This window comes from Deinococcus aetherius (assembly GCF_025997855.1).
In the GTDB taxonomy this organism is placed as follows: Bacteria; Deinococcota; Deinococci; order Deinococcales; family Deinococcaceae; genus Deinococcus; species Deinococcus aetherius.
The window spans coordinates 620,230-644,246 of record NZ_AP026560.1; the positions used below are offsets into that span (position 1 = coordinate 620,230).

Annotated in this window: 19 protein-coding genes, 2 tRNA genes and 2 pseudogenes; 12 read left to right on the plus strand and 11 right to left on the minus strand. The window is 68.2% G+C overall.

The window, feature by feature from the left end; genetic code table 11:
* Positions 1–57: 57 nt before the first annotated feature.
* Positions 58–2,547: a tetratricopeptide repeat protein gene (locus DAETH_RS03285; protein ID WP_264776506.1), complete on the plus strand. Its 2,490-nt coding sequence runs from the start codon at positions 58–60 to the stop codon at positions 2,545–2,547.
* Between the two features lie 38 nt (positions 2,548–2,585).
* Here the strand turns inward: DAETH_RS03285 and DAETH_RS03290 are convergent.
* Positions 2,586–2,662 (minus strand) — tRNA-Pro (locus tag DAETH_RS03290).
* A gap of 62 nt (positions 2,663–2,724) precedes the next feature.
* Between DAETH_RS03290 and DAETH_RS03295 the strand changes: the two genes are divergently transcribed.
* Positions 2,725–3,975, plus strand: coding sequence for an aminopeptidase (locus DAETH_RS03295; RefSeq protein ID WP_264777382.1), 1,251 nt, complete (start codon positions 2,725–2,727; stop codon positions 3,973–3,975).
* 111 nt (positions 3,976–4,086) lie between these two features.
* Here the strand turns inward: DAETH_RS03295 and DAETH_RS03300 are convergent, their stop codons facing one another.
* From DAETH_RS03300 to DAETH_RS03310, 3 genes are all read right to left on the minus strand, one after another.
* The gene (locus tag DAETH_RS03300) at positions 4,087–4,977 is read right to left on the minus strand and encodes an ROK family protein (protein ID WP_264776507.1); all 891 of its coding nucleotides are present in this window, start codon (positions 4,975–4,977) and stop codon (positions 4,087–4,089) included.
* Positions 4,978–5,088: 111 nt separating this feature from the next.
* A complete protein-coding gene (locus DAETH_RS03305; RefSeq protein WP_264777383.1) occupies positions 5,089–5,343 on the minus strand; it encodes a hypothetical protein in 255 nt (84 codons plus the stop codon).
* A 29-nt stretch (positions 5,344–5,372) separates the two neighbouring features.
* Positions 5,373–5,864, minus strand: a complete 492-nt coding sequence (locus DAETH_RS03310) for an acyl-CoA thioesterase (protein ID WP_264776508.1) — start codon at positions 5,862–5,864, stop codon at positions 5,373–5,375.
* A 58-nt stretch (positions 5,865–5,922) separates the two neighbouring features.
* Between DAETH_RS03310 and DAETH_RS03315 the strand changes: the two genes are divergently transcribed.
* From DAETH_RS03315 to DAETH_RS03330, 4 genes are all read left to right on the plus strand, one after another.
* Entirely contained in the window at positions 5,923–6,318 is a 396-nt protein-coding gene (locus DAETH_RS03315) for a cell division protein FtsB (protein WP_264776509.1), read from the plus strand.
* Positions 6,319–6,363: 45 nt separating this feature from the next.
* Positions 6,364–6,684 (plus strand): divalent-cation tolerance protein CutA, encoded by a 321-nt coding sequence (cutA, locus tag DAETH_RS03320; RefSeq protein WP_264776510.1) that lies wholly within the window; start codon positions 6,364–6,366, stop codon positions 6,682–6,684.
* A 93-nt stretch (positions 6,685–6,777) separates the two neighbouring features.
* Positions 6,778–8,376, plus strand: a complete 1,599-nt coding sequence (locus DAETH_RS03325) for a diguanylate cyclase domain-containing protein (RefSeq protein ID WP_264776511.1) — start codon at positions 6,778–6,780, stop codon at positions 8,374–8,376.
* Between the two features lie 874 nt (positions 8,377–9,250).
* A complete protein-coding gene (locus DAETH_RS03330; RefSeq protein ID WP_264776512.1) occupies positions 9,251–9,388 on the plus strand; it encodes a hypothetical protein in 138 nt (45 codons plus the stop codon).
* 12 nt (positions 9,389–9,400) lie between these two features.
* Here the strand turns inward: DAETH_RS03330 and DAETH_RS03335 are convergent, their stop codons facing one another.
* The 4 genes from DAETH_RS03335 to DAETH_RS03350 all read right to left on the minus strand — a co-directional run bounded on the left by DAETH_RS03335 (position 9,401) and on the right by DAETH_RS03350 (position 11,612).
* On the minus strand, positions 9,401–9,793 hold the full coding sequence (locus DAETH_RS03335) for a hypothetical protein (RefSeq protein ID WP_264776513.1): 393 nt from the start codon (positions 9,791–9,793) through the stop codon (positions 9,401–9,403).
* Between the two features lie 131 nt (positions 9,794–9,924).
* Complete coding sequence (locus DAETH_RS03340; protein ID WP_264776514.1) at positions 9,925–10,392, minus strand: hypothetical protein; 468 nt, start codon at positions 10,390–10,392, stop codon at positions 9,925–9,927.
* A gap of 583 nt (positions 10,393–10,975) precedes the next feature.
* Positions 10,976–11,051, minus strand: a tRNA-Trp gene (locus tag DAETH_RS03345).
* A gap of 339 nt (positions 11,052–11,390) precedes the next feature.
* Positions 11,391–11,612 carry a hypothetical protein gene (locus DAETH_RS03350; RefSeq protein WP_264776515.1) on the minus strand — a complete coding sequence of 74 codons (222 nt, stop codon included), beginning with the start codon at positions 11,610–11,612 and terminating at the stop codon, positions 11,391–11,393.
* A 94-nt stretch (positions 11,613–11,706) separates the two neighbouring features.
* Here DAETH_RS03350 and nth point away from each other — a divergent pair, with 94 nt between their 5' ends.
* From nth to DAETH_RS03380, 6 genes and pseudogenes are all read left to right on the plus strand, one after another.
* Complete coding sequence (gene nth / locus DAETH_RS03355) at positions 11,707–12,369, plus strand: endonuclease III (protein ID WP_264776516.1); 663 nt, start codon at positions 11,707–11,709, stop codon at positions 12,367–12,369.
* A 16-nt stretch (positions 12,370–12,385) separates the two neighbouring features.
* Positions 12,386–13,455, plus strand: a pseudogene (locus tag DAETH_RS03360) (MFS transporter).
* A gap of 88 nt (positions 13,456–13,543) precedes the next feature.
* Entirely contained in the window at positions 13,544–14,260 is a 717-nt protein-coding gene (locus tag DAETH_RS03365) for a zinc ribbon domain-containing protein (RefSeq protein ID WP_264776517.1), read from the plus strand.
* A 367-nt stretch (positions 14,261–14,627) separates the two neighbouring features.
* The gene (locus DAETH_RS03370) at positions 14,628–20,429 is read left to right on the plus strand and encodes an LAGLIDADG family homing endonuclease (protein WP_264776518.1); all 5,802 of its coding nucleotides are present in this window, start codon (positions 14,628–14,630) and stop codon (positions 20,427–20,429) included.
* A gap of 243 nt (positions 20,430–20,672) precedes the next feature.
* Positions 20,673–21,815: a hypothetical protein gene (locus DAETH_RS03375; protein ID WP_264776519.1), complete on the plus strand. Its 1,143-nt coding sequence runs from the start codon at positions 20,673–20,675 to the stop codon at positions 21,813–21,815.
* 83 nt (positions 21,816–21,898) lie between these two features.
* Positions 21,899–22,684 carry an IS982 family transposase gene (locus DAETH_RS03380; protein ID WP_264774389.1) on the plus strand — a complete coding sequence of 262 codons (786 nt, stop codon included), beginning with the start codon at positions 21,899–21,901 and terminating at the stop codon, positions 22,682–22,684.
* A 152-nt stretch (positions 22,685–22,836) separates the two neighbouring features.
* On the opposite strand, the pseudogene DAETH_RS03385 reads toward DAETH_RS03380, so the two are convergent.
* From DAETH_RS03385 to DAETH_RS03395, 3 genes and pseudogenes are all read right to left on the minus strand, one after another.
* Positions 22,837–22,974, minus strand: a pseudogene (locus DAETH_RS03385) (hypoxanthine phosphoribosyltransferase); the annotation flags it as partial.
* 91 nt (positions 22,975–23,065) lie between these two features.
* Complete coding sequence (locus DAETH_RS03390) at positions 23,066–23,500, minus strand: type II toxin-antitoxin system VapC family toxin (protein ID WP_264776520.1); 435 nt, start codon at positions 23,498–23,500, stop codon at positions 23,066–23,068.
* Positions 23,497–23,877, minus strand: coding sequence for a helix-turn-helix domain-containing protein (locus DAETH_RS03395; protein ID WP_264776521.1), 381 nt, complete (start codon positions 23,875–23,877; stop codon positions 23,497–23,499). The genes DAETH_RS03390 and DAETH_RS03395 overlap by 4 nt, the downstream gene beginning before the upstream one ends.
* Positions 23,878–24,017: the final 140 nt, after the last annotated feature.

Genomic DNA, 24,017 nt, shown 5'->3' on the forward strand with positions numbered 1-24,017 from the left:
ACGGCGTCGTCCCAGATTGTCTCCATCCCGCCCTCATTCTCTATACTCGGTCCACCGATGTTCCCCCTGCCCGAACGGCTGCGAACGCGTCTGGAGGCGGCTCCTGGCCCGGTGATCGCGCCCGTGGACGTGGGGGCCGGTCAGGAGGCCCTCGTCGCCTGGGCCCGCGCCCGTGGCCTGGCCACTACCCGTGAGCCCCCGGGCGAGCATTTGGAGGGCTGGCTGTGGTGGCCGCACCGCCGCTCGGAGGTCGGGCGGTGGGCGCGCGAAAGCCCCCTCCCCCACCCGCCTCTGGTCCTGACGGGCGCGGATACCCTGTACCCCGAGGAGGAATGGCACGCCCGGCTGGCCCCGGCGGAACGCTGGGCGGCGGAGACCTTCGCCCTGAGCGGGGGCTGGCCCGCCGCCCTGCCCCTCGCGCTGGCCCTGGCGGAGGGTGGGGACGCGCCGGGTCCCGGGCGGGAGGAGTGGTACCGGCATCCCCTGGCGAGCGCCCTCTTCGCCCCCCTGCTGCCGCCGGAGCCGCTGCTGGCTGCCTGCCGCGCGCTGGCCCTCGCGCCCCTGGTGACCCCGGAGGTGGAGGCTGCCCTTAACGTTCCCGCCGAGCTGGTCGCCGCCCTGGCGGACGGGGGGTGGCTGTGGGCCGCGCCCGGGGGCTGGCGCCTTCCGGGGGTGCTGCGCCGCTACCTCTGCCCGCTGCCCGACCCGGAGACGGCCCGCCGGGTGGCGCCTCTGCTCCACCGGGCGGGCCACACCGCCAACGCGCTGACCCTGCTGCGCGAGGCCGCCGCGTGGGAGGAGCACCTGACCCTGCTCGCCCGGACGCTGCGGGCGAACGCGGGCACGGACGCCCTGCGCTCGACCCTGCGCGCCCTGCCCCCCCACTGGCGCGAGCAGCCCCCGGCCCTGTACCTCGCGGGGCTGCTCGCCCGCGCCTCCGGGGACCTGGGGCGGGCCGAGACCCTGTACTCCCGGGCGCTGCCTGCCCTGGCCCCCGCCCTGCAGCCCCTGGCGCACAACGCGCGGGGAGTGGTGCGGGCGCTGCGGGGGGACGCCGGAGGGGCCCTCGCCGACTTCGAGGCGGCCACACCTGCGGGCGGGCTCACGGGCGGGGAGGCCGCGCACAACCGCGCCACCCTGCTCGTGCAGCTCGGGCGCCACGCCGACGCGGAGCGCAGCCTCGACGAGGCGGTCGCCGCCTTCCGCGAGGCGGGCGACCTGCGGCGCGAGGCCCGCAGCCTGGAGACGCTGGGGGCGCTGCAATTCGGCCGGGGCCTGTTGCAGGAGGCGCTGGAGCCGTACGGGCAGGTGCTCCTGCTGCTGGAGGGCGAACACCCGGGGGACACGGCCCTCACCCACGTCAACCTCGCCGAGGTCCACGCCCTGCTGGGGGACGCCTCCGGGGCCCGCGCCCACCTCGACCGGGCCCGGGCGCTCGCCGAACGCTGCAACCTCCCGCACCTCGGCGGGTGGGCGGCGCGGGTGCAGGCCCTGCTCGCCCTGCACGCCGGGGTGCCCGGGGTGGCGCGCGGCCTGCTGGAACACCCCAGCACCCCCGACCGCAGCCTGCACGCCGAAACTCACCTGTTGCTCGCCCGCACCCTGCGCGAACTCCGGGAGCCGGAGGCCGCCCGGGAGGCGCTCGCCGAGGCCCGCACGCTCGGCCTGCGCGCCGACCTGGAGGCCGCGTTGCAGGGGGACGGCGACCTGGGCGAGGTGGTCGAGGCCGCCCGCCGGGAGGACGCCCGCCTCGAACTCGCCACGGCCCTGCTGCACCGCGCCCGCCCGGAGGACCTTCAGGAGGCGCTGGGCCTGATCCGCGCGCACGGCTACCGGCCCCTGCTGGAGAGCCCCGCCGCCCACCGCCTCGTGGCCCACGTTCAGGACGACGCTGCCCGGGCGCTCTTTCCGCTCGTGCTGCGGACCCTGGGCCCGCTGCGCCTCAGTCACGCGGGCCGCACCTGGCGCTCGGAGGACTTTCCCACCCGCAAGAGTGCGGCCCTGCTCGTGGCGCTGGCCCTCTCGGGGCGTTCCCTGCCGCGCGAGGCCCTCGCCGAACGCTTCTGGCCGGACGCCAAGAACCCGCTCGCCAGCCTCCAGACGGCGATGTACCACCTGCGCAGCACCTTCGGCGTGAACCTCATCAGCTCCGCGCGGGGGCGGCTGACCCTCACCTTCCCGGTGCAGAGCGACCTCGCCGACCTGCACGAGGCGCTCAAGGCGCGCGACCTGGAGCGGGTCGGCGCCCTGATCCGCCGCGAGGCCGCGCCCCCCGCCGTGCTGCCGGACCTCGCGGCCGAACTCCACGAGGAGCGCGAGCTGGCCGAGCGGCTGCTGCACGACGCCCTCCAGGCTTACGCCGACGCCCAGCCCGAGGAGAGTCTGGAGCGGCGCGACGCCCTGCGCTCCCTGATCGCCGCCGACCCCCTGAACATCGAGGCCCGCACCCGACTGGTGGACTGGCACCTGAGCCAGGGCGACCCCGAGAGCGCCGGGCAGGAACGCGCCCGCGTGAACGACATCCTGGAGGAACTGGGCGCCTCCTGAGCCAAAAAGAAAACTCCCTCTGGAAGGGAGTCTTTCGCTGGTCGAGGCGGCGAGATTTGAACTCACGACCCCTACCACCCCAAGGTAGTGCGCTACCAGGCTGCGCTACGCCTCGACGGCCAGCCCCAAGACTATAGATGGCCCCCGATCAGGCGTCAAGAGTGAGCGGATCAGCGTATCCTGCCCCCCGTGACAAGGTTGAATTTCGAGGAGAAGCTGCGCAATTACGCGCGGCTCGCGGTGCGGGTAGGTCTGGGCGTGCGGGGGGGGCAGCGCGTCCTCGTCCAGGCCCCGGTGGACACGGCGCCGCTCGCCCGACTCATCGTCCGCGAGGCCTACGCGGCGGGTGCGAGCTTCGTGGACGTGCGCTGGGACGACGACGACGTGCAGCTCGCCCGCTTCTCGCTGGCGCCCGAGGGGTCTTTCGACGGGATCAGCCGCTGGCGGGTGGAGGCCGAGAAGGAGACGGCGGAGGCGGGCGGGGCCGTCATCGCCATCCGCGCGACCAACCCCAACCTCTACGCGGGCGTGGACCCCGCGCGGGTGACGACCCACCAGCGGGCCCTCGCCGCCTACCGCAGGCCCTACACCGAGCAGGTGATGACCAACCGCCTGAACTGGAACCTGATCTCCGCCCCCGTGCCCGAGTGGGCCGAGCTGATGTTCCCCGGCGTGTCCCGGGAGGAGGCGGTCCAGAAGCAGTGGGACGCCATCTTCGCCGCCACCCGCGCCGACCAGCCCGACCCGGTGGCCGCCTGGCAGGCTCATCTCGCCGATCTGAAGCGGCGCCGGGAGACCCTGACGGGGCGGCAGTACGCGGCCCTGCACTTCCGGGGAGGGGAGACCGACCTCACCGTGGGCCTCGCCGACGATCACATCTGGGGTGGCGGCGCGGCGGACACGCCCTTGGGGATCACCTTCACGGCGAACATTCCCACCGAGGAGGTCTGGACCGCCCCCCACCGCGAGCGGGTCGACGGGGTGGTCGTGAGCACCAAGCCACTCTCCTACAACGGCGTCCTGATCGAGGGCATCCGCATCCGCTTCGAGGGCGGGCGCGTGGTGGAGGCGACCGCGAGAACGGGCGAGGAGACCCTGGCTCAGATGATCGACACCGACGAGGGCAGCCACCGCCTCGGGGAGGTCGCGCTGGTGCCGAATTCCAGCCCGATCAGCCGCTCGGGCCTGTTCTTCTTCAACACCCTCTACGACGAGAACGCCGCCTCCCACATCGCCATCGGCAACGCCTACCGCTTCAACGTGCGGGGCGGGGTGGACATGACGGTCGAGGAGTTCAACGCCAAGGGGGGCAACGACAGCCTCACCCATGTGGACTGGATGATCGGCAGCGGCGAGATGGACGTGGACGGGATCACCAAGGAAGGCGGGCGCGAGGCGGTGATGCGGTCCGGGGAGTTCGTGATCTAGCCGTCAGCCCTCAGCGGTCAGCCGTCAGCAAAAGAGGGGTCCTGCGACGTTGTTCGACGTGCGAGTCCCCTCTTTTTCCACGCACCACTGCCTACTGACCACTCACCACGTTCACCCCTGCTGAGCCGCCAGCGCCGCCCCGATCACTCCGGCGTCCGTACCGAGCTGGGCGCGGCGGATGGTGACGGGGGCGAAGGGCCCGGCGTACTCGTCGGCGGCAGCCTGGACGCCCTGGAAGAAGGGGTCGCCGACACTGGCGACGCCGCCGCCGATCACGAAGACCTCCGGGTCGAGGATCTTTTGCAGGTCGGCCAGCGCCACGCCGATGGCCTTCATCGCCTGATTCACCACCCGGCGGGCGGCGGGGTGACCCTGGGCGGCTAAGGCGAAGGCCTCGGCGGTCGAAACGTCGCGGTTCAGCGCGTAGCTCGCGTCGCGGGCGATGGCGGTGCCGCTGGCGACGGCCTCCAGCGCCCCGTCGAGGCCCGCCCCGCTCACCGGGCCGCCGGGCATGACGGTGATGTGGCCGATCTCCCCGGCGATCCCATGCCGCCCGCGCCAGATCTTGCCGCCCAGCACGATTCCCGAGCCGATGCCGGTGCTCACCGTCACGTACACGCTGCTCTCGGTGCCACGCGCCGCGCCCAGGTACGCCTCGGCGAGGGCGGCGGCCTTGGCGTCGTTCTCCAGCACGACCCGCTGGGCGAGGCGGTCGCGCAGCCCGTCCACGAGCGGCACGTCGATGAAACCGTAGATGTTGGGGGCGAACTTGACCCGGGTGCGGTCGCTGCTCAGAGGTCCGGGCACCCCCACGCCGACGAGGGTGGCGTCCGGGTGCCGCCCCTGAAGCTCGCGCACCTGGGCGGCGACGGCATCGAGGACGCCCTCCCAGCCGGTCTCGGGGGTGGGCTGCACGTGGCGGTCGTGGAGTTCTCCGGCGCGCAGGACGCCGGTGGCGATCTTCGTGCCGCCGACATCCACGCCGATGCTAGCTTGATTCACTGCTTCACCTCGAAAAGGGGGACAGGGAGCCCGGTCAAAACGGGCCGGGGGGAGTGAACGACCTTGCGGCCCGCACTCTACCCCGGCCCCGTCGCGGGCGGCAGGACCGCTCTATGTCGGGGGCGCCCCATCCTCCCCGTCCCCCAGCAGGACCAGCGCCTCGCGGAGTTGGACCTCGGGCACGTACAGGCCCACGTCGCCCATGTAGCCGCCCGTCTCGATCTCGATGACCGGGCTGCCCATCGCCCACTGGAAGGGGGTCCGCACCACGCTCACCACGCCGCCGCTCATGAGGGTGCGCCGCCAGCCCTCGGCGAGCAGGCGCGGCAGGGTGTCGAGCCGCACCCACACGTCCCCCTGGTACATCACCCGGTCCTCGAAGCGCGCCCGGCCGCTCACGTCGCCACACCCTCGGCACTCGGCTGGACGAGCAGCGGGGCAAGGGCCCCCCGCACCCGCTCAGGAAGGGGTTCGGGGCGGTGAGCGGCGTCCACCCTCACCTGCACGGTGCGGGCGTAGGCGCAGGGCTCGCCGTCCGCCAGGAGGCGCGAGACGACCGTCCAACTCGTGCGGCCCACCCTCTCGACCAGGTTTTCCACGACGACCCGCTGGCCCCACAGGACCTCGCGGCGGTAGTCGAGTTCGAGGCGGGCGATCACCGAATGGTCCTCCGTGTCGCGCACCCCGAGGTCGCCCATCAGGATCACCCGCGAAGTCTCCAGGTACTGCACGTACACGGCGTTGTTGAGGTGGCCCATCGCGTCGATGTCGCCGTAGCGCATCTGGATCTCGGCGCGGTGGGCGCGGGTCCAGTCGGGGGCGGCCCAGTTGAGGGGAGCTGGGGACTCGGCCTCGCCGCGCGGGGAGGAGGGGGTGCCGCTCGTCATGGGGCCATTATGCCGGGCGCCCCCAGTTCTCCTGGCGCGCGGCGCTATGCTCTGCCCCATGACCGCCCCCGACCCGCCGCCCTCCCACCCCGACCGTGGCCTGCTCTCGCGCTGGCGCCAGGTCCGGCGACTGCCCTTCACGTTGATGCTCGCCTCCCTGCTCGCCGGGTTGGGGATCGTGCAGCTCACCTTCCAGATCGGCAACCTGGGCTACCGCAGCGTGACCTGGCTGCGCGAGACGCGGGCCACCCAGGAGCGCGTGGCGGCGCTGGAGCGCGACGTGCGCGTGCTCCAGGAGGCCGTGGCCGCCGCCGACGACCCCACGTATCTCGAACAGCTCGCGCGCTGCCAGGGCTTCGTGGGGGCCCAGGAGGACGTGATCGTCGCGGTGGGGGCTCCCGAGACGCCAGGCGAGACGACGGGCGAGAACTGCGTGGTGCGGCGCCTGCCCTGAGCCGGGCACGCCGACGGGCGGGTCGGGGGCGTATGCTGCCGGGGTATGTCACTCGTCGTGCTGGTCACGGTTCCTCCCGAACGCGCCCATGAACTCGCGCGCACGCTCGTCGCCGAACGGCTGGCGGGCTGCGTGAACGTCGTGGGCGGTCTCCACAGCGTCTACCGCTGGGAGGGCGACATCGCCGAGGACCCCGAGTCGCTCCTCATCATCAAGACCACCGGGGAACGTTACCCCGACCTGGAGGCGCGGGTGCGGGCCATGCACCCCTACGAGATCCCCGAGATCATCGCCCTCCCCTTCGACCGCGCCCTCCCCGAGTTCCAGAGCTGGCTTCTCGCCAGCACCACCCTGCGGGGCGAGTAGGCCTTTGCCTCCAGCACGTTGAACTGGGTCCAAAGACTTGCGGTTGCGAGTACTTTCATAGATAAACACCGGCTTAAGGTCCTACACTGACGTATGACCGTGCACTGGGAGGAGGCGTCGCGGGATCAGGCCGCGCCGTCCGGCCCGTCCTCCGCCCAGGCACCGCTGGAAGTGCTCGCCCTGCTGCAGGGCAGTGACCCAACCCTGATCCTGGAACGGGTGGAGGAGCGCCCGGCCCGCGAGGCGGCCTGGCCGGGTGCGGCCTGGCGGGTGGCCTTTGCGAACCACGCCTTCGCGCGGCTGCTGGGGCAGACGCCGGACACCCTGCGCGGCCTCACGCTGGAGGCCCTGTTCGCGGGGGCCGGGGAGAGCCTGCGGGCCGCCTTTCCGGATGCGGCGGACCTCGCCGCCCGGGGGCAGCCCTTCCGGGTGGACCTGCCCCTGCGTTCGGAGGACATTCGCTGGATGGAGGCCCAGGTCACGCCCCTGCGGCTGGGAGAGGGCAGCCCGCAGGGGACCGGCGGCGCGGTGACCCACTGGCTCGCCGTCCTGCGCGACGTGACGGCGCAGCGCCAGGCCCTCGCGCTCGCCACCGGGCACACCCGCGCCATGCATCTCGCGGCGCAGGGCGCTCCCCTGCCCGAGATCCTGGGCGCCCTGATCGCCACCCTCGACGAACGCCTGCCCGGCAGCGCCGCGTGCGCCTCGCTGTGCGAGGGTGAGGACCTCGTTCTGATCGGTCCGCCGCGCCTGCCGCCCCTGCCGCGCGAGGTCCGGGGGCCCGCGCGGGAGGCGCGCCCCTTCTCCTGCGGGGGGGCAGTCTTCGAGGAAAAGCCGGTGCTCGCCCTCACACCGGAGGGATTCCCCGAGGCCCTGCGCGAGAATCTCGTCGGGGCGGGGTACCGCCGGGCCTACAGCGTCCCCATCCGTGAGGCGGGCGGGCCGGTGCTGGGGGCGCTGACCCTGTACGGGCGCCGGGCCGCCCCGCCTCACCCCACCGAGGCGGACCTCCTCGCGCAGTTCGCGGACCTCGCCGCCCTCCTGATCGCCCGGCGCCAGGCCCTGCGCCGCCTCGAACACCTCGCTTTCCACGACGGGCTGACCGGCCTGCCCAACCGGGCGCGTTTCATGGCCGTGCTGGAGGAGGCCTGCGCGGGCCTGGCCGGGCCGTCCCGGTCGGCGGGAGGCGGGGGGGCCTTCGCGGTGGGGGTGCTCGACCTCGACGGGTTCAAGCTCGTGAACGACGCCTACGGGCACGCCGCCGGGGACGGGCTGCTCGTCACGCTCGCCGGGCGGCTCACCGCAGCCCTGCCCCCGGAGGTCCTCGCGGCCCGCATGGGCGGCGACGAATTCGCGCTGTTCGTGCCCGGCGCCACTCTCCGGCGGCTGGGGGCCGTCAAGCGCCGGGTGCGCGCGGTCCTGGGCACCCCCTTCCCGCTTGGGGCGGCGACCGTGCGGCTCGGCGGCAGCCTGGGCTGGAGCCTCGCGCCCGGGGAGGCCCGGACGCCCGACGCCCTGCTGCGGGTCGCCGACGGCGCGATGTACGGGGTCAAGCGGGTGACCCACTCCGCCCGGGGAGGCCCCCAGAAAAAAGCGCCCCCCGGGTGGGAGGCGACCCTGGCGGGCCCTGAGGGACTTGAACCCTCGACCTACGGTTTTGGAAGGCGCAGCGGCACCCCCAAGCCCAACTGAGTTGTTCCGAGCGGTTCCGATGTGTATCGGCTGGGCGCCGAAGTGATCCCGTCCAAAAGGCACGGGTTCATCGTCTCCAAACGCCGTGGATGAGGAGGTGTCGAGCGGACCGTCCGTCGAGAAACAGTGTCGTGGACGAGGCTTGAGAGGGTGGCACGGGTCGAAGGCATGACAAGACCCGCCATCTTCGGCGGGCTCGCTGGGACTCGGGGATCAGGATTCGGGAGGGGGTTGCTGCCTTGCTCTGGTTCTCAAGTCCCAGGGCAAGGCGTGTTCAGACGCAGGCAGGCGTCCGCTTGAAGACGGGGAACGGGAAATGTGGGTGGCCTGCCTTCCCCTTCGCCGTTCTTCCGTCGTGCAGGAGGCCTGGGAAGCTCGCGGGGCCGTGCCCCAACGTGCCGGTGCGACTGTCCGCGCCTGCCGCCGCTGCTCGGTACAGCGGAAAAAGCCCCGGCTCATGTGCGGAGCCACCCACCGACTTCACCCGGTCGGCCTGAGTTTTCGGGGTGGACATGGTGTACGCGACACACCCCCGGGAGACCAGGAACACCCGTCCGCATTCGGCGGGCCCCCGGTGCGGATACGGGTGTGTTGGGGTACGGGTGAGTTCCTGCCGAACGGTGCGAGGTCCGAGGAGGCTTTTACGGAGTTCTTGAGGGGTGACCTGTACGGTGCCAGGCATGACGGCCAGGTATGACGAAAGTCGAGGAGTTCGCCGATCTGTTGCTGTTGCAGCGGTGCCTGCTGCTCGAACTGGCTGACCTGACTTCGGCTCCCGGAGCACTGCCCTTGGCGAGAACTCAACCTCGGCCGCTCCGGCCAGTCCATCCGTTCGGCCCTGGAGCACGACCAGGCCAGCAACCGCCTCCTTCTGTTGTACAGCGACCTCCTGCCCCAGCTCCAAGACAGCGTCATCGCCATGAACAAGGATGTCCAGGACCTGCGCAAGCTGCTGGTCGACCTCGACCACGACGAGGAGAACAAGCCTCCCCAGCATCGTTGGTTGAACTGATGTCGACCCTGCTCACCGCAGAACACAGGCCCTGATGCCCTGGTAGTACCGTCCTCCAGTCTTGACCGTCAGCACCTCCATGTAGGACCGGTCCTTGGCGAGGTAGAGGTGTGCGCCCCCGGCTGGGGTCCGGACAAACCGGGTGATCGGCACCTCCAGCTTCTGGTAAAGCTCCACCAGGGAGGTGACGGCGAGGTCGGCGGCCAGCTTGGCTTGGGCGGCGGTGATGTTGGGCGGGGCGGGGTTGAGTTTGATCCCGTAGGTCTTGCAGCCCCGCCCGGTAAACGCCCGGGCGTTGGTGTCGATGACGGTGCGCTGGGCTGACGTGGCGGGGCTCATGTTGGGAAGGGTCTGAGCATGGGCTGGGCCAGCGAGCAGGGCGGCGAAAAGTGAGATTGTTCGCATAACTCGGTCCAGCGTATTCGGCCAGCGTCCCGAGCGGCGCTCGACTTGTCTTGCGCCCCCCAGTGCTGCCCTGGGTCCCCCCCGGTGCGCGGCGCCCAGCTGATGTGCTCGGCCGCGACCCGGCGCTGCCCTCACCGGGCGACTGGCAGCCGGTTGTACTTCGCCCCCAGCCGGGCGACCAACTCGTCCACAAGCGCCCCGGCTCGCCCGGTGAACCGGAACACCACCTGTGTCCGCAGTGGCGTTTGCGTCCCCGTCACGGTCACGTTCATCCGGTGCACGTCCGGCTCGCCCGTCGTCACGCGCGGGCTGCGCGCCTGGGCCGTGATCGTCCCGGTCGCCGCGTTGCTGACGACCGTCCACGGTCCCGACGCCTCCCGCTCCACGAAGTCGCCCCCCAGCGAGAGGCCCGGTCGGTAGCGAGGCACGCCGGGGTCCAGCCGGAGGGAGACGAGCACGTCGGTGAACACCTGCTCGGGCGGCGCCTCGTACGCCACGATGACGGTTTCCTCCCCGGGGGTGACGGGCTGGGTGACGGTGGTCGTCCTGGGAGCGCAGGCGGCCAGCAGGAGGGGAAGGGCGAGCATCAGCTTCTTCATGGGAGGCCTCCTGGCGACAGCCCGTGAGGATGGAGGGGGTCGCCTGGGTGTCAGGTGAGGAGTGTTGCCAGCCTACTGCACGACGCTCGCGCGCCGGTACATTGCTGCCCTCACGGCGAGCGGGAGGTGACCCACGGCCCGCCCCCTGGGACGCATGGCCGGTAGATGCCGCTGTGCCCATGAGGAACGGGCGCAGCAGACCGTCGCAGAACGTATGAGGGCCCAGGGCGTTAGGCAAGCGAACCTCGGCGAGCTGGTCGGCAGAGCGCAGCCGAATGTGCAGCGGCTGTCGGTAGGCCGGGTCGGAATTGTGCCGGAAAGCTCAGCGGGTCCTCAACGCCCTGGGGAACTGATCGCCGTGCTCGGGAAGGAAGGCTGAACCCTCGATGTGTACCGGCATGTCCTGAACAACGAACGCCGGGCCCTGGTGGTCGCTCTGTTCGAGAGGGCGCCGCCTCCCTGGAAGGCTCGGCCCAGGGTGGTGAATCGAACCCATTCCACAGCTCCTGCACCCGAGGGCCGGAACTGGCGCGATCAGGGGGTTCAAGAATGCGAAACTCCCGCTCAGCACGGGAGTTTTTCCTGGCGGGCCCTGAAGGACTTGAACCCTCGACCTACGGTTTTGGAGACCGCCGCTCTACCAACTGAGCTAAGGACCCAGCACGCCGCTTGGGAGGTGACCCCGCACGCGAGCCCGGGCAGCATAGCAAAGCCCCCGGGAGCACGCAAGGGTAGCGAGAACGCCCGGGGGCGGGTTTACGAGCCCGTTTGAAAAGGGTCCTCATCGTCGGTGGAGTGCGCCGGGAGGTCGTCTGCGTTGCCCCCTCTGCTGCGTAGCTCCGCGAGTCTCGCGGTGCGAGCTGTACCCGTCCCCCGCGAGGGGGAGGAGCAACCATCTCGTCTTCATCATGTCGGTGAGAAGCCGGGTCCGACTCTTAAAACACGCTCTAAAAGGTCGGCTGGCCGGGGCCTCCTTCACCCGGGGAGGCTCTTTGCCCTCAGATCAGCCCCCCGCCCAGCATCAGCCGCAGCGCCCCCAGGAGGGCCACGACTGCGCTGAGGGTCAGGGCCCCCCGGTCACGGGCGAGGGCGCCGAAGATCAGCCCCAGCACGGCGGGCGGCAACACGAAGAGCCAGTTCAGCCACCCGAAGAAGGGCAGCAGCCCCAGCAGCAGCCCGAGCGCGGCGAGGATGCCGAAGATCAGGGACAGAGTTCTCATGCCTCCAGTACGGTGAAGGCCGCCTCGAGGTTGCGTGTGGCAACTGCGTTCCTCCACCACCCCGGCGGGGAGGCGGGGAGCTAGGCTGCCCCCCGTGCCCCCCAAGACCTCCCCTCTTCCCGACGGTGCCTATGAACGCGCCCCGCTCGTGCTCTCGGCGCTGGAGGCCCTGTACCCGGACGCCCGCACCGAACTCGTCTTCCGCACTCCCTTCGAGCTGCTCGTCGCCACTGTCCTGAGCGCCCAGGCGACCGACGTGAGCGTCAATGCCGCCACACCCGCGCTGTTCGCCCGTTACCCCGACGCCCACGCGATGAGCGGGGCCAGCCCCGAAGACCTCGAACCCCTGATCCGCGCCATCGGCCTGTCGCGGGCCAAGGCGCGCAACCTCGCGGCCCTCGCCCGGCTCCTCGTCGAGCGGCACGGCGGCGAGGTGCCGAACGACTTCGAGGCGGTCGTCGCCCTGCCCGGTGCCGGGCGCAAAACCGTCAACGTGGTCCTGAGCAACGCCTACGGCTATCCCGCCATCGCCGTGGACACCCACGTGGGCCGCCTCGCCCGCAGGCTCGGCCTGAGCGCGCACACCAATCCCGACCGGGTGGAGGCCGACCTGGGGCAGCTCTTCCCCCGGGAGCGCTGGGTCTTCTTGCACCACGCCCTGATCCTGCACGGGCGCCGCGTCTGTGTGGCCCGCCGCCCGCGTTGCGCCGAGTGCGCGATGCTCGCCTTCTGTCCGCAGATCGGGGTGGAGGCGTGAGGAGCAGAGGGCTGGCGTGACCTGGCGCTTCTCCCGCCAACTCTGGCTGTACCTCGCCTCGGCCTTCACCTTCGGGCTGTCGCAGGCGTTCGCGGCGCTCTTTCTCAACTTCTACCTGCGGGCGCTGGGACTCGGGGCCGCTCTCGCAGGGGCGCTCGTGCAGGGGGCGGGGGCGGCGCTGCTCTCGGTCTCCGGGTCGCCCTTCATGGCGAACCACAGCGACGAGTCGACCCGCGTGACCCTGTTCAGCGTGCAAAGCGCCCTGATGACCGGCGCGGGCTTCCTGGGCAACCTCCTGGGCGGGCGGGTGCCCGGGGCCTACGCGGCCGCAACCGGCACGGCCCCAGACAGTCTGGAGGCGTTGCGGGCCGCGCTGCTCGTCTCGGCGGCCTTCCAGATCGCGGGGCTGCTGCCGGTGCTCCTCCTGCATCCCAGCGGCAAGCCGCGCCCGGGGGGCCGTTCCCTCGCCGTGCGCGACAGGCTCACGATGATCCGGCTGGTGGCCCCGAATGTCCTCGTGGGGCTGGGGGCGGGGGCGACCATCCCCTTTCTCAACGCGTTCATCGAGGGCAAATTCGGGGTGGACTACGCTGGGCTTGGGACCCTCTTCGCCTGGATGAGCCTCGCCACGGCGGCCACCGCCCTGCTGCAACCCCTGCTCGTGCGGCGGCTCGGGCAACTCACCGCCGTGCTCGTCGTGCAGGCGGCGAGCCTGCCCTTCCTGGCCGTGCTGGGCTATGCGCCGCAGTTCTGGATGGTGAGTGCGGCGCTTCTTACGCGCGGCGCCCTGATGAACGCGGCGGGCCCGGTCTACACCGCCTACGCGATGTCCGCCCTCCCCGAGGAGGACCGCCCGATGTCCTCCGGGGTCAACCTGATCGCCTGGGACGCGGGCTGGGCCGTGAGCAGCCTCATGTCCAGGGTGGTGCGGGGGCGCTGCCCTTCGGCGTGGCCTTCAACGTGCTGTTCGCCTGGACCCTGCTGATGTACGCGGGGAGCGTCGTGCTGATCTACCTGGGGCTGTACCGCCCGGCCCGCCGCAGCGGACACCCGGCGGCGCGGGCGAGCGCGGGCCCCACCTCCTGAGGATATGGTCAGGGGACCCCCGTTCCCGGGGCACTTCCTGAAGGTGCTCCCGGCGCCCGGCGCGTCAGGCGGGGGTACACTGGCCCCGATGAGTGACACCGGACCCTTTCAGCGCCTGTACCGTGTCCAGCAGCTCGACCTGGACCTCGACCGGCTGCGGGCGGAAGAGGCCAGCATTCCGGAGCCCCTGCGGGAGGCCCGCGCCGGGCAGGAGCGCCTGAACAACGAGCTGGAGGACACCGAGATCACCCTGGAGGGCGTGGAGAAGAGAATCCGGCAGCTCGAACAGGACCTCGCCGGGACCCGAGACCAGATGGCCCGGGCCCGCGAGGAGCAGGACAAGAACGCCTTCGACGCCCGCACCCAGTCCCAGTACGGCAGCCGCATCCAGATGCTCGGGGAACGCGCCGAGGAGATGGAGGAGGACCTCGCGCCCTTGCGTGAGCGGGCCCGCGACCTGGGCAACCGGGCCGCCGAACTGCGCGCCGAGCACCGCGCCCTGCGCCCCCGCCTCGCCGAACTGGAAGCTCAGGACGAGGCCCGCGTGGGGGGGTTGCGCGACCAGGGCGCCGGGATGCGCGAGGAACGCGCCACGCTCGTCGCCTCCCTCGACTCCCGCACGGTCAAGGAGTACGACCTGATCCGCCGGGCCAAGAAGGGCCTCGGCCTCGCCGAGATTCAGGGCGGGCGCTGCACCGGCTGCAACGTGAACCTCCCGGTCAACGTCCAGCAGCGCGCGGCGCAGGGCAAGTTGCCCCCCGTGAAGTGCCCGTCGTGCGGGCGGTTCCTGATCAAGCTGGGTTGAGGCGACGAGGGGGAAGGGGCGCTGGCCGCCTTGGCAGTTCCCCACGTGCTGAGAGGAGGGTCGGAGGCAGGCATCCGGACCTCATCCGGGGTCGGTCCCCTTTCTGCGGGAATTCCCCTTGCAGGCACGGCCCGGGAGTGGTGTGCTGAGGTGGCCTCGGATGCGCGTCGCACTATCTCACCCCAGGGTGCGCTATCTGGTACACCAAATCGAGTACAGGTACAAGACATTGTACCCTCCGCCTGATGGTGGTACAGTCAACCATCTGTGAGCGGCCCCTCTGACCGGGCCACCTCGTCCGCCCCGCACCGCCCCTTCCCGGGGAGGTGAGGTCTTCTGCTGTCCCTTTTCCCGAGGAGCCCTGCCCATGACCACCGCGCCCGACCGCAGCCTCAGCAACTTCGACGAGAACGCCCATCACATCGCCAAGCGGCAGTACCTCCAGGCGGGGGACGGCGACCTGGGCGGCATGTTCCGCCGCATCGCCGACTGGGTGGCGGGGGCGGAGGTGCCCGAGGCGCGGCTCGCGTGGGCGCAGAAGTACTACGACCTGATGGCCGAGAAGAAGTTCTGCCCCGGCGGGCGCGTGCTGGCGGGGGCTGGGACGCAACACGGGAACGTTCTCAACTGCTTTGTGCAAGGTAGTACAGAACATAATCCTGAGAGCTTCGACGGCGTCATGGAAGTCGCCAAGAAGCTCGCCCTGGTGACCAAGGTGGGCGGCGGCAACGGGGTCAACCTCGACGTGTACACGCCCCGCGCCGCCTCCAGCCGCCCCGACGCGGGCGTGCGCGGCTGGGCCTATATGAGCGCCACCCACCCCGACGTGGGCGACTTCATCGAGGGGCTGATGCGGCCCCCCACCCAGCCCGACGGGGAGAAGCAGCCCGTCGCGGTGCGGAACTGGACCCGGGTAGTGTATGGCCACGCCATCCCCGCCGAACTTGTCGCCAGCGCCCGCTTGAATGGAGTGCAGATCGTCCGCGCGCTCCCCGAGGGCGTGCAGGCCGTCGCCGACGACATGGGCGGCATCATCGACGCGGCCCGGGCAGTCGCCGAGAGCGCCAAGGTGGGCGTCGAGCCCCGCATCGACCTCTCCGAGATGCGGCCGGAGGGGGCGCCCATCAAGGGCTCGGGCGGCACGAGCAGCGGTCCGGTCTCCTTCCTGATGGAGATTTTCGACAACTTCCTGGAGTGGGCCAACCGGGGCGGGGAGACGAGCGGGCCGATCAATACGCTGCGGTTCGTGTATGCGCCGGTGCTGCGTGTTGTGAGGCAGGGAGGCTGTCTGCACCCCGATACCCTCGTGCACACCAGCCGGGGTACCTTGCGACTGCGTGAACTCGTGGACGCGCGGAGCTTCGGGCACCAGGGGCACGCGCTGGAGGTCGCCACCGACGAGGGTTGGCGACACAGCCCGGAAGGGTTCAACAACGGGTTGGCGGACACGCTTCGGGTTGGGTTGGAAAACGGGCTAACCCTCCAGGGCACGCCCAACCACAAGCTCAAGGTGCTGCGGGAGGACGGCTCGCACGAGTGGGTGCGCTTCGACGAACTCCAGTCCGGCGACTGGGCGATTCAGGTGCTCGACGGGCACACCGGCACGCCCGCCCTGCTCGAACCGCTGCCGGAGCTGCACTTCAACACCAAGTGCATCCGCACGCCCGAAACGCTGACCGAAGACCTCGCCTTCTGGCTCGGCTACCTGTGGGGCGACGGCTTCGTGAGCGGCAACCGCGTGGGCTTCGCCGTCGCGCACGGCTCCCCGATGATGGAAGAGACCCCGCGCCTCTTCCGCGACCTCTTCGGGCTGGAACTGCGGCAGGAGCAAAAGGAGGACGACCGCAGCGTCGTCTTCGTCACGCGCTCGGCGGCGCTGGTGGCGTGGCTGGAACGCAATGACCTGTTGAAGGGCAAGGCCCTCACGTTGGAGGTGCCGCGCCCCGTTCGCCAGGCGCCCCGCCCCGTCCTCGGCGCGTTCCTGCGCGGCTTGTTCGAGGCCGACGGTACGCTGCTGCACGGCTACCCGCAACTCTCCGCCGCCTCACGCCAATTGGCCGAGGACGTGGTGGTGCTGCTGGGCGGCCTGGGCATCCCGGCCAAGCTCACCCGGTACGAGGCCCTGCCGAACCGCTACTCCAAGCGCGAGCACTACCGCCTCAACGTCGTCAGCGGCAAGGGCCTGGAGCGGTACGTCGAGCGTGTGGGCTGGCTGCTCGGCTCGCGCTTCGAGGCATTGGGGTCCTTCCAACCTGACCCAGCCCGCGAGTCCGCGTGGCCCTTGCCCCACGCGTCCGGTCTGCTGGCGGGCGTGCACGGCAGCCTCCCCGCCGGGCGCAAGGGCAGCCCCTCGGCTTACACCGGGACGCGCAAGACCCTCTCGCGGTACATCCGGGGCGAGCGTGGCTTGACCGCCAGCGGCTACGCGGCCCTCGCCCTGAACCCGCAGATCGCCAATGCTCTGCCCGCCTTCGACCATGACGAGTATTACGTCCGCGTTCAGGGCGTGACGCCGGGCGAGCGCATCCTGACCCTCGACATCTCGGTGGAGGAGAACCACACGTATCTGGCGAACGGGATGGTCAGCCACAACACGAGGCGCGGCGCTGGGATGGCGACTATCTCCATCGAGCACCCCGATGTGCTCGACTTCCTGACCGCCAAGGACCTCGACCGCGAGGCCGCCGAGGGCGACATCTCCACCTTCAACATCTCCATCCTGGTCACCGAGAAGTTCTGGCAGACGCTGGAGCGCGACGGGCTGTGGCACGTGGACGTGCAGGAGGTGCCCGGCAAGTACTACCTGGAGCCCCAGGCAGGCATGTACAACGGACACCTCCCCACCCTGCCCGAGCGGGCCGAGGACGGGGCTCGCGGGGTGCCGCTGTACCGCGCCGCGCCGCAGGGTCGCTACAATCCCGCCGACAAGCGGCCTGGGCTTCCGGCGAAGTGGCTGTGGGACCAGATCGCGCAGCACGCCTGGGCGACGGGCGAGCCGGGGCTGATCTTCGTGGACCGGGTGAACGAGTACTCGGCGTTGAAGGGGCTGGGGAAGCGGTACGAGATTCGGTCGACAAACCCCTGCGTGACCGGGGATACGCTCGTCGCGGTGGCAGATGGGCGAGGCGCGGTGAGCTTCCGTGAGCTGACCGAGGCGGGCGTGGACGTGCCCGTATACACGAAGGATGGGCGGGGCGATGTCGTGGTGCGCTGGATGCGTAACCCGCGCGTGACCGGGTATGACCAGCCCATCTATGAGGTGACTTTCGACGATGGGTTGAAAGTCCGGGTGACGAGAAACCACCGGTTCAACCTGACGGACGGCACGGCCCGGGAGGCGCTGGCGCTCCGGCCGGGGGATTCGGTAGCGTCGCTGACGCAGTTTCATGCCAAGTTCGACGAAGTGCTGCCGCACATGACGAAGACCCGGAGCCAGGACTACGTGTGGCTCACCAGCGGTAAGGGGAAGCCGAAGGGCGAGCACCGGCTGATCGCCGCCTTCTCGCTTGGTCGCGCCCTGAAGACGGGCGAGGTCGTGCATCACCGCGATTACGATGCCCAGAACAACCATCCGGGCAACCTGGAAGTCATGACCGTGGAGGCGCACGACGACCTGCACCGCACCGATATGCTCGGTGACAACAACCCCATGCGCGAGCGGTGGTGGGGTCAGCTCACAGACGCGGAAAAGGACGCCTACCGCAGCCGCATGAGTGTCTCCACCTCTGGCGAGCGCAATGGCCGCCACTCGGGGCTGAGTCATACCGAGCTGGAGGAGGCCGCCCGCGAACTCGCCCGAAGCCTGGGCCGGGGGTTCACGAACCGCGAGTGGCAGACCCACGCCAAGGAGCGCGGCCTTCCCCAGAGCTTCTCGGATCACCGCGAGGCGGAACTGGGGAGCGTGAATGCTCTCTCCGAGCGGGTGGCTAACGATCTGGGTCTCCCAGTGCTGCCTCGCGGTGTGGGGCAGTCTCGTCAGATCGTCCACAACTTCGACCTCTACCAATCGGCACTTGACTCTGGCTATGTGGCTGTGCGCCATGAGGGCAACTTCTATCCCATCGTCACGCGCGCCTGTGAAGACTGCAGAACCCATTACGAGCAGCCCTGGAGTCGCCGCGAGGTGAGCTACTGCCGTCCCTGCGGCCTGAAGCGTGCCTCCGCTGCTGGACGGGAAGGAGCGCGGGCCACGATGGGGCGGGTCAGCGAGAACACCAGCGAGCGCCAGGTGCGGGCCTTCAACGACCTGAAGTTCCGTCTAGGCCGTCGTCCTTTCAAGACGGAGTGGGAGGCGCATTGCCGTGAGGTAGGAGTGCCCGTGCGGCTCCATCCGGGCGGCTTGCCGACTTACGCCGCTCTTACCGAACGCGCCAGCATGGCAAATCACCGTGTCGTGACGGTGGAGTACGTGGGGCGGGAGGACGTATACAACGGCACGGTGGACGAGTTCCACAACTACTACATCGGGCACCACACTGTATCTGCCGAAGGCGAAAAACCTCGCTTCAGTTACGTAAATACCCGGCAATGTGGTGAGATCCCACTCACAATTGGAGAACCGTGTGATTTGGGTGCTATCAACCTCGCCGCCTACGTGAAGGGCAGCACCTTCGACTACGCCGCCTTCCGCGCCGACGTTCGCACCTGTGTCCGTTTCCTCGACGACGTGCTCGACGTGAACGTCTTCGCGCTGGAGGACAACCGGGTGGCGAGCCAGGACCTGCGCCGCCTCGGCCTGGGCGTGATGGGCCTCGCCGATGCCCTCATCAAGATGGGGCTGCGCTACGACAACGAGGCGGGGAGAGAGGCGATCTACGAGATCATGTCTGCCCTTCGGGAAGAGGCTGTGGCCGAGAGCGAGCGGCTGGGTCAGGAGCGCGGCGTGTACCCGGTGTACGGGCGCAACGCGAAGAAGATTCCGCACGGGCCGCGCCGCAATGTCGCCGTACTGACCGTGGCGCCGACGGGCACGACCTCCATGCTCATGGGCGTGTCCAGCGGCATCGAGCCTGTCTTCAGCCCCTTCATCTGGCGCAAGATCGGTTCGGAGTACCGGGCACTCCTCGCCCCCCTCTTCGTGGAGCTGCTGAATCAGTACCCCGCGCCCGCCGGGCTGGAGAAGGACGGCGGCTGGGATTGGGACAAGGTGACGGAGGCGATCAGCGAGAACCACGGCTCGGTGGTGGGCCTGGCCTTTATCCCCGAGGCGCTGCAACAGGTCTTCGTGTGCGCCCACGACATCAAGCCGGAAGATCACGTGCGGATGCAGGGCACCGTGCAGCGGGCCTTCGACGACGGCGGGCAGCACGCCGCGAACAGTTTGTCCAAGACAATCAACCTGCCTCACGAAGCCACCGTGGAGGACGTGCAGGATGCCTACAGCGAGGCCTACCGCACCGGCTGCAAGGGTATCACCGTCTACCGCGACGGCTCACGCCAGTTCCAGGTGCTCTCCACCAGCAAGAAGAAGGAGAAGAAGGCCGAGGAGACGCCCGCCGAGGCGGTGGCCGAGGTCATGGGCGAGAAGACGGGGGAGGTCGTGACCCAGCCCGAGGTCCAGAGCGTCCCCGCTCCGGTCGCCCCTGCCGCTGGGCCCGTCCAGCCCGCCGCCCGCCCCGCCGCTCCCAGCGCCCCGGTCTACGAGCGTCCCGCCCGCCTTCAGGGCATCACCGACATGGTGAAGCTCACCGACCCGACGAGCGGGCACCGGCGCTCCTTCCTCGTCACTGTCAACCACCTCGGGGGCAAGCCGGTTGAGGTCATGGTCATCTCCGGGCGCGCGGGCGACGAGGCGAACGCCGACTCCGAGGCGCTGGGGCGTGTGGTCAGCATCGCGTTGCAGTACGGCGTGCCCGCCTCGGCCCTCGTCAAGACCCTGCGCGGCATCAACGGCGGGCTGTACGGCAGCTACAACGGTCGTCTGGTGGGCTCCAAGGCCGACCTGATCGCCGTCGCCCTGGAGACCTTCCAGAAGGACATGGACGCCGCCAGCCTCCCGCCCCTCGCCGGGGCCAGCGTGGACGCGCCCGCCCTCGCCCCCGCTGCTCCGAGCGGCGTCAGCGTGGAGGGCCTGAGCCGCGAACGCTGCCCGGTGTGCGAGGAACGGGCGGTGATCCGGGAAGAAGGGTGCCTGAAGTGCCAGGCGTGCGGGTATAGCAAGTGCGGATAGAGGATTATGGTTACTATTGGAGTTTATGGTGTTACCTCGATCTGAACTTACATCTGTAAATTCTTTCAGTGTAACCAATATATATCTTTTGGGCTACAGAATATTGAAGATTTTTTCTTAACACAAACATCTTTGGAAGATTATCAGAATCTATTGGATTCAATTTCTCTTGAGACGCTTGGAGGTGATGTATCTTCCCTACTTGTACGCGATCCGAGTGCAAAATATACGCAGGACGTGTCTATGCTGTACAAATTTGCTGGTTACTTACAAGACTCTCCTGAATATACCAACGTAAGACTGGTTCGGGAGAGGTCTCCGATAGGTCTACCTTGGACGTTGAGGTACACCCACGTTAAGTATCGAACCGACGTTGTTTTCGATGGAGTAATGTTTGTATCAAGGCGTCTTGCTGCGGTGGGCGAAATGCCAGTAGAAGCATATTTGCAGTATGCCGAGCATGGAGGATCAATTCACCATAATTCAGTGGAGTTCCCAAATCTAAACGATACTGACTTTTCCTTGTTAGAGTTGAGATGTTCCGCTAGAACAGATTGGAAATATTGCACTCAGTCAGCTGATCTGTCGGCTTTAGTCAAAGTCTTAAAGCCAAACTTTCAGCAGCATGAACTGGTGTTGAGAAAAAATATTGTTGACCACCGTGTAATACGAGTCGTTCAACCTACAGGAGAAGGTTCCTCTGGGGAAGAGTTTGAGGTATACGTCGGCGCAGTTGATCAAGTCGAGGATTCAAACTCGCACCAGTCAGAGCTGCTCAGGTCGTTGAGTCAAATACAGGAGTCCGTTCAGGGCAGCAGTAGAAGAATTTCGAGAGAGTTGCGCAAAATAACATACTTGCCTGCGCCCTTGCCTGTTTTTAAGGACCTTGGAATCCTGAAGCCAAGTAGTTGGAAGGGAACTCTACATCATTGGTCTCTACTTCATAGGAATCTGGAGTTATCAATCAAGTTAGATCAAACTTCTCGACTTACTCATCAAATGTTAGACTGTTATATAAGAATAGGAAAAAACAACGCATCCTATAGGACTCTACAATCACCATTTCGTTTGATCGATGTTTCTGTTAAGTTTGGTAGATACTCGACTATACCCTCTCTTCCGTTTGAAATTGATGATGGAGCGCAAGTGAGGGTCTACCTACCAAAAGAAGATAATTTTGGTATTGGCAAATTGTCAGAGGACATTTCGAGATATAACAATGACCTAATAACATACAATAAAGAAACTTTAGAGATCATAAAGAATCTGACGGTAACCGCACAATCTGTGGTTACCACAGTAGGATTGGCTGTTGCAATTATAGCCCTATTGGTGTCGGCGGTCATATCTGTACTGGCCGCCCTCATCCCCCTAATCTTCGGTTGAAGATAAAACTTTTATCTCAAATACTCGTAACCGCGAATAGGGGTTGACAGGGTGGGGGGAGAAATGGCAAAGGGACGGTGCTCATGTGCCGTCCCGACCTCAGTCTACTCCCCATTCCCGACGCCCTGCGACGCCTGACGGTCTGGCTGACCCCCCAGATGCCATCCAAGCTGGTCCACCCCCACGAGAAGATCAGTGACGCCGAATTGGTGGCGGTGGCCCTATTGCAGCGGATTCACAAAGCACCCTACTTCAGGGGCTGGTGGAGGATGCTCAAACTCAACCACTGTCCCCATTACCCTTCGGAGGTCCAGGCCCGTACCCGGCTGGAACGCTTGACCCCTGTGATCGAGGGCGCGAGTGTCGAAGTCCAGGCACTGGACTTCGTGGCCGTGGACTCCGAACCCCTCCCAGTCTGCACCTTCAAGCGCGCTCCCCGTTGCAAGTTCAAGGGGGCACGACACGGCTTCAGTACCTCCGGCCCGGTGTATGGGTTCAAGCTGCATGCCTGGACGACCCTGAATGGCAAAATCGCCCAGTACGTGCTCCGGCCCGCCAACGAGCATGACTTCACCGTCGGGTGCGTGATGAACCGCGACTGGCCCACCTTCGGTGGGCCGAAGCAGATTGGGGACAAAGGCTATCAGTCCGGCACGTACCTGACGCCACCCAAAAGCAATGCCAAGCGTCCTGACCCTCGTTGGAAAGACGAATATGCGGCTGCCCGCAAGATCATCGAGTCGGCGTTCTCGGTGCTGGTGGGTTCCGGCTTGCGGTGGGGGCAGGTCAAGACGATGGCGAGCTTGCGGCTCAAGGTCGCCCTCCTCGTCCTCGCCCACAACCTCAAGTTCTTTGACCTCCCCGCCTAATCACACTTGGCGCTCCGAGTCAATCCCTATTCGCGGTTCGTAAATTGTGAGTCCGGGCGGCCGCAGGTGACCTTCCGAATGGTAGGCATCATCCCCTGAAATTTTACACCTATCGTATCTCCCGCCCGGACCCTTCCCCCCGTTTTGCCCCCTCAATCCTGACTCGTGATGAACGGCAGGTTGTGGTCGAATTGGGCGCGGTCGAGGCCGTAGCCGTAGACGAAGGCGTCGGGGATGGTGAAGCCCAGGTACTCGACGGGCACCTCGACCTTGCGGCTGGTGGGGCTGGAACTGCCCTCGCGCCGGGTGGGGAAGACCTTCACGCTGAACCCAGACGGGCCGCCGACCAGAAGAAGCACGTGAAAGGCGGGCTTCCCGACTTCATTCCTCTGGACGGAGATCAGCGCCGAGGACGCCCAGATGTGCGTCGAAGGTCAGGACCTGGGCCCCGTCGCTCCGGCTCATGGCGGCGAGCAGCGCGTCGGTCAGGGTGGCCCTGAGGTCGCCGTGTTCCTCCAGCAGGTCGAGGGCGGCGGCAAACTGTTCGGGCGTGGGGTGGGCGAGGGGAAAGCGGGCCAGGACGGCGCGCAGTTCCCGCAACGCGGCAGCCGGATCGCTGGGCTTTCGGTACAGACGAAGGCGGTGAAGTTCCAGGGCCACGGGCGCCGGGACACGCACGCTCGCCCCCGGCAGCGCGGCGAGCGCCGTGAAGGCACGCACGGCCCGGACGTGGTGCTCGTCCCCACGCGCGCCCAGGGCGTACAGTGGGCCGGTGTCCAGGTAGATTAGGCGAGGGGCGGGGCGCCGTGCACTCAACGTGGCCCGCTTTCACGGCGAAGGTCTTCCTCAAGGGCGGCGTTCAGGTACTCGTCGTGCCGGGCGCTGATGTCGCCAGGCCCGTCCTCCTCGCCGAACAGGCCGATCAGGTCACGGTAACCGCGTGGATCGCCGGGGGTGACGGGAATGCCGGGCCGAAGTTCCAGCACGTCGCCCAGGGTCACGGGCCGTCCGGTCTCCGCCTCGACGGCGGCCATAACGGCGGCCAGCACGTTCAGATCGACCCGGACGCGGCCAGGCTCGGGGTGCGCCAGGGCGTAGACCGTGTTGCGCGCCAGCCCGTGCCGTTGGGCGAGGCGATTTGGGGTCACCTTCCGTTCGTTCAACAACTCCCCGAACTTCAGCCGAATCTCCATATCCCGAGTATAGAGTGTACCGGGTAGTCATGATAGGCGGGCTTCCCTGCCCAGTTTCGACACCCGCCTCCGCCTTAACTAAGCTCCCACGCCCGCCCCCTCCACCTCACCCCTGAAGGCTTACAGCGTCTCCAACGCAC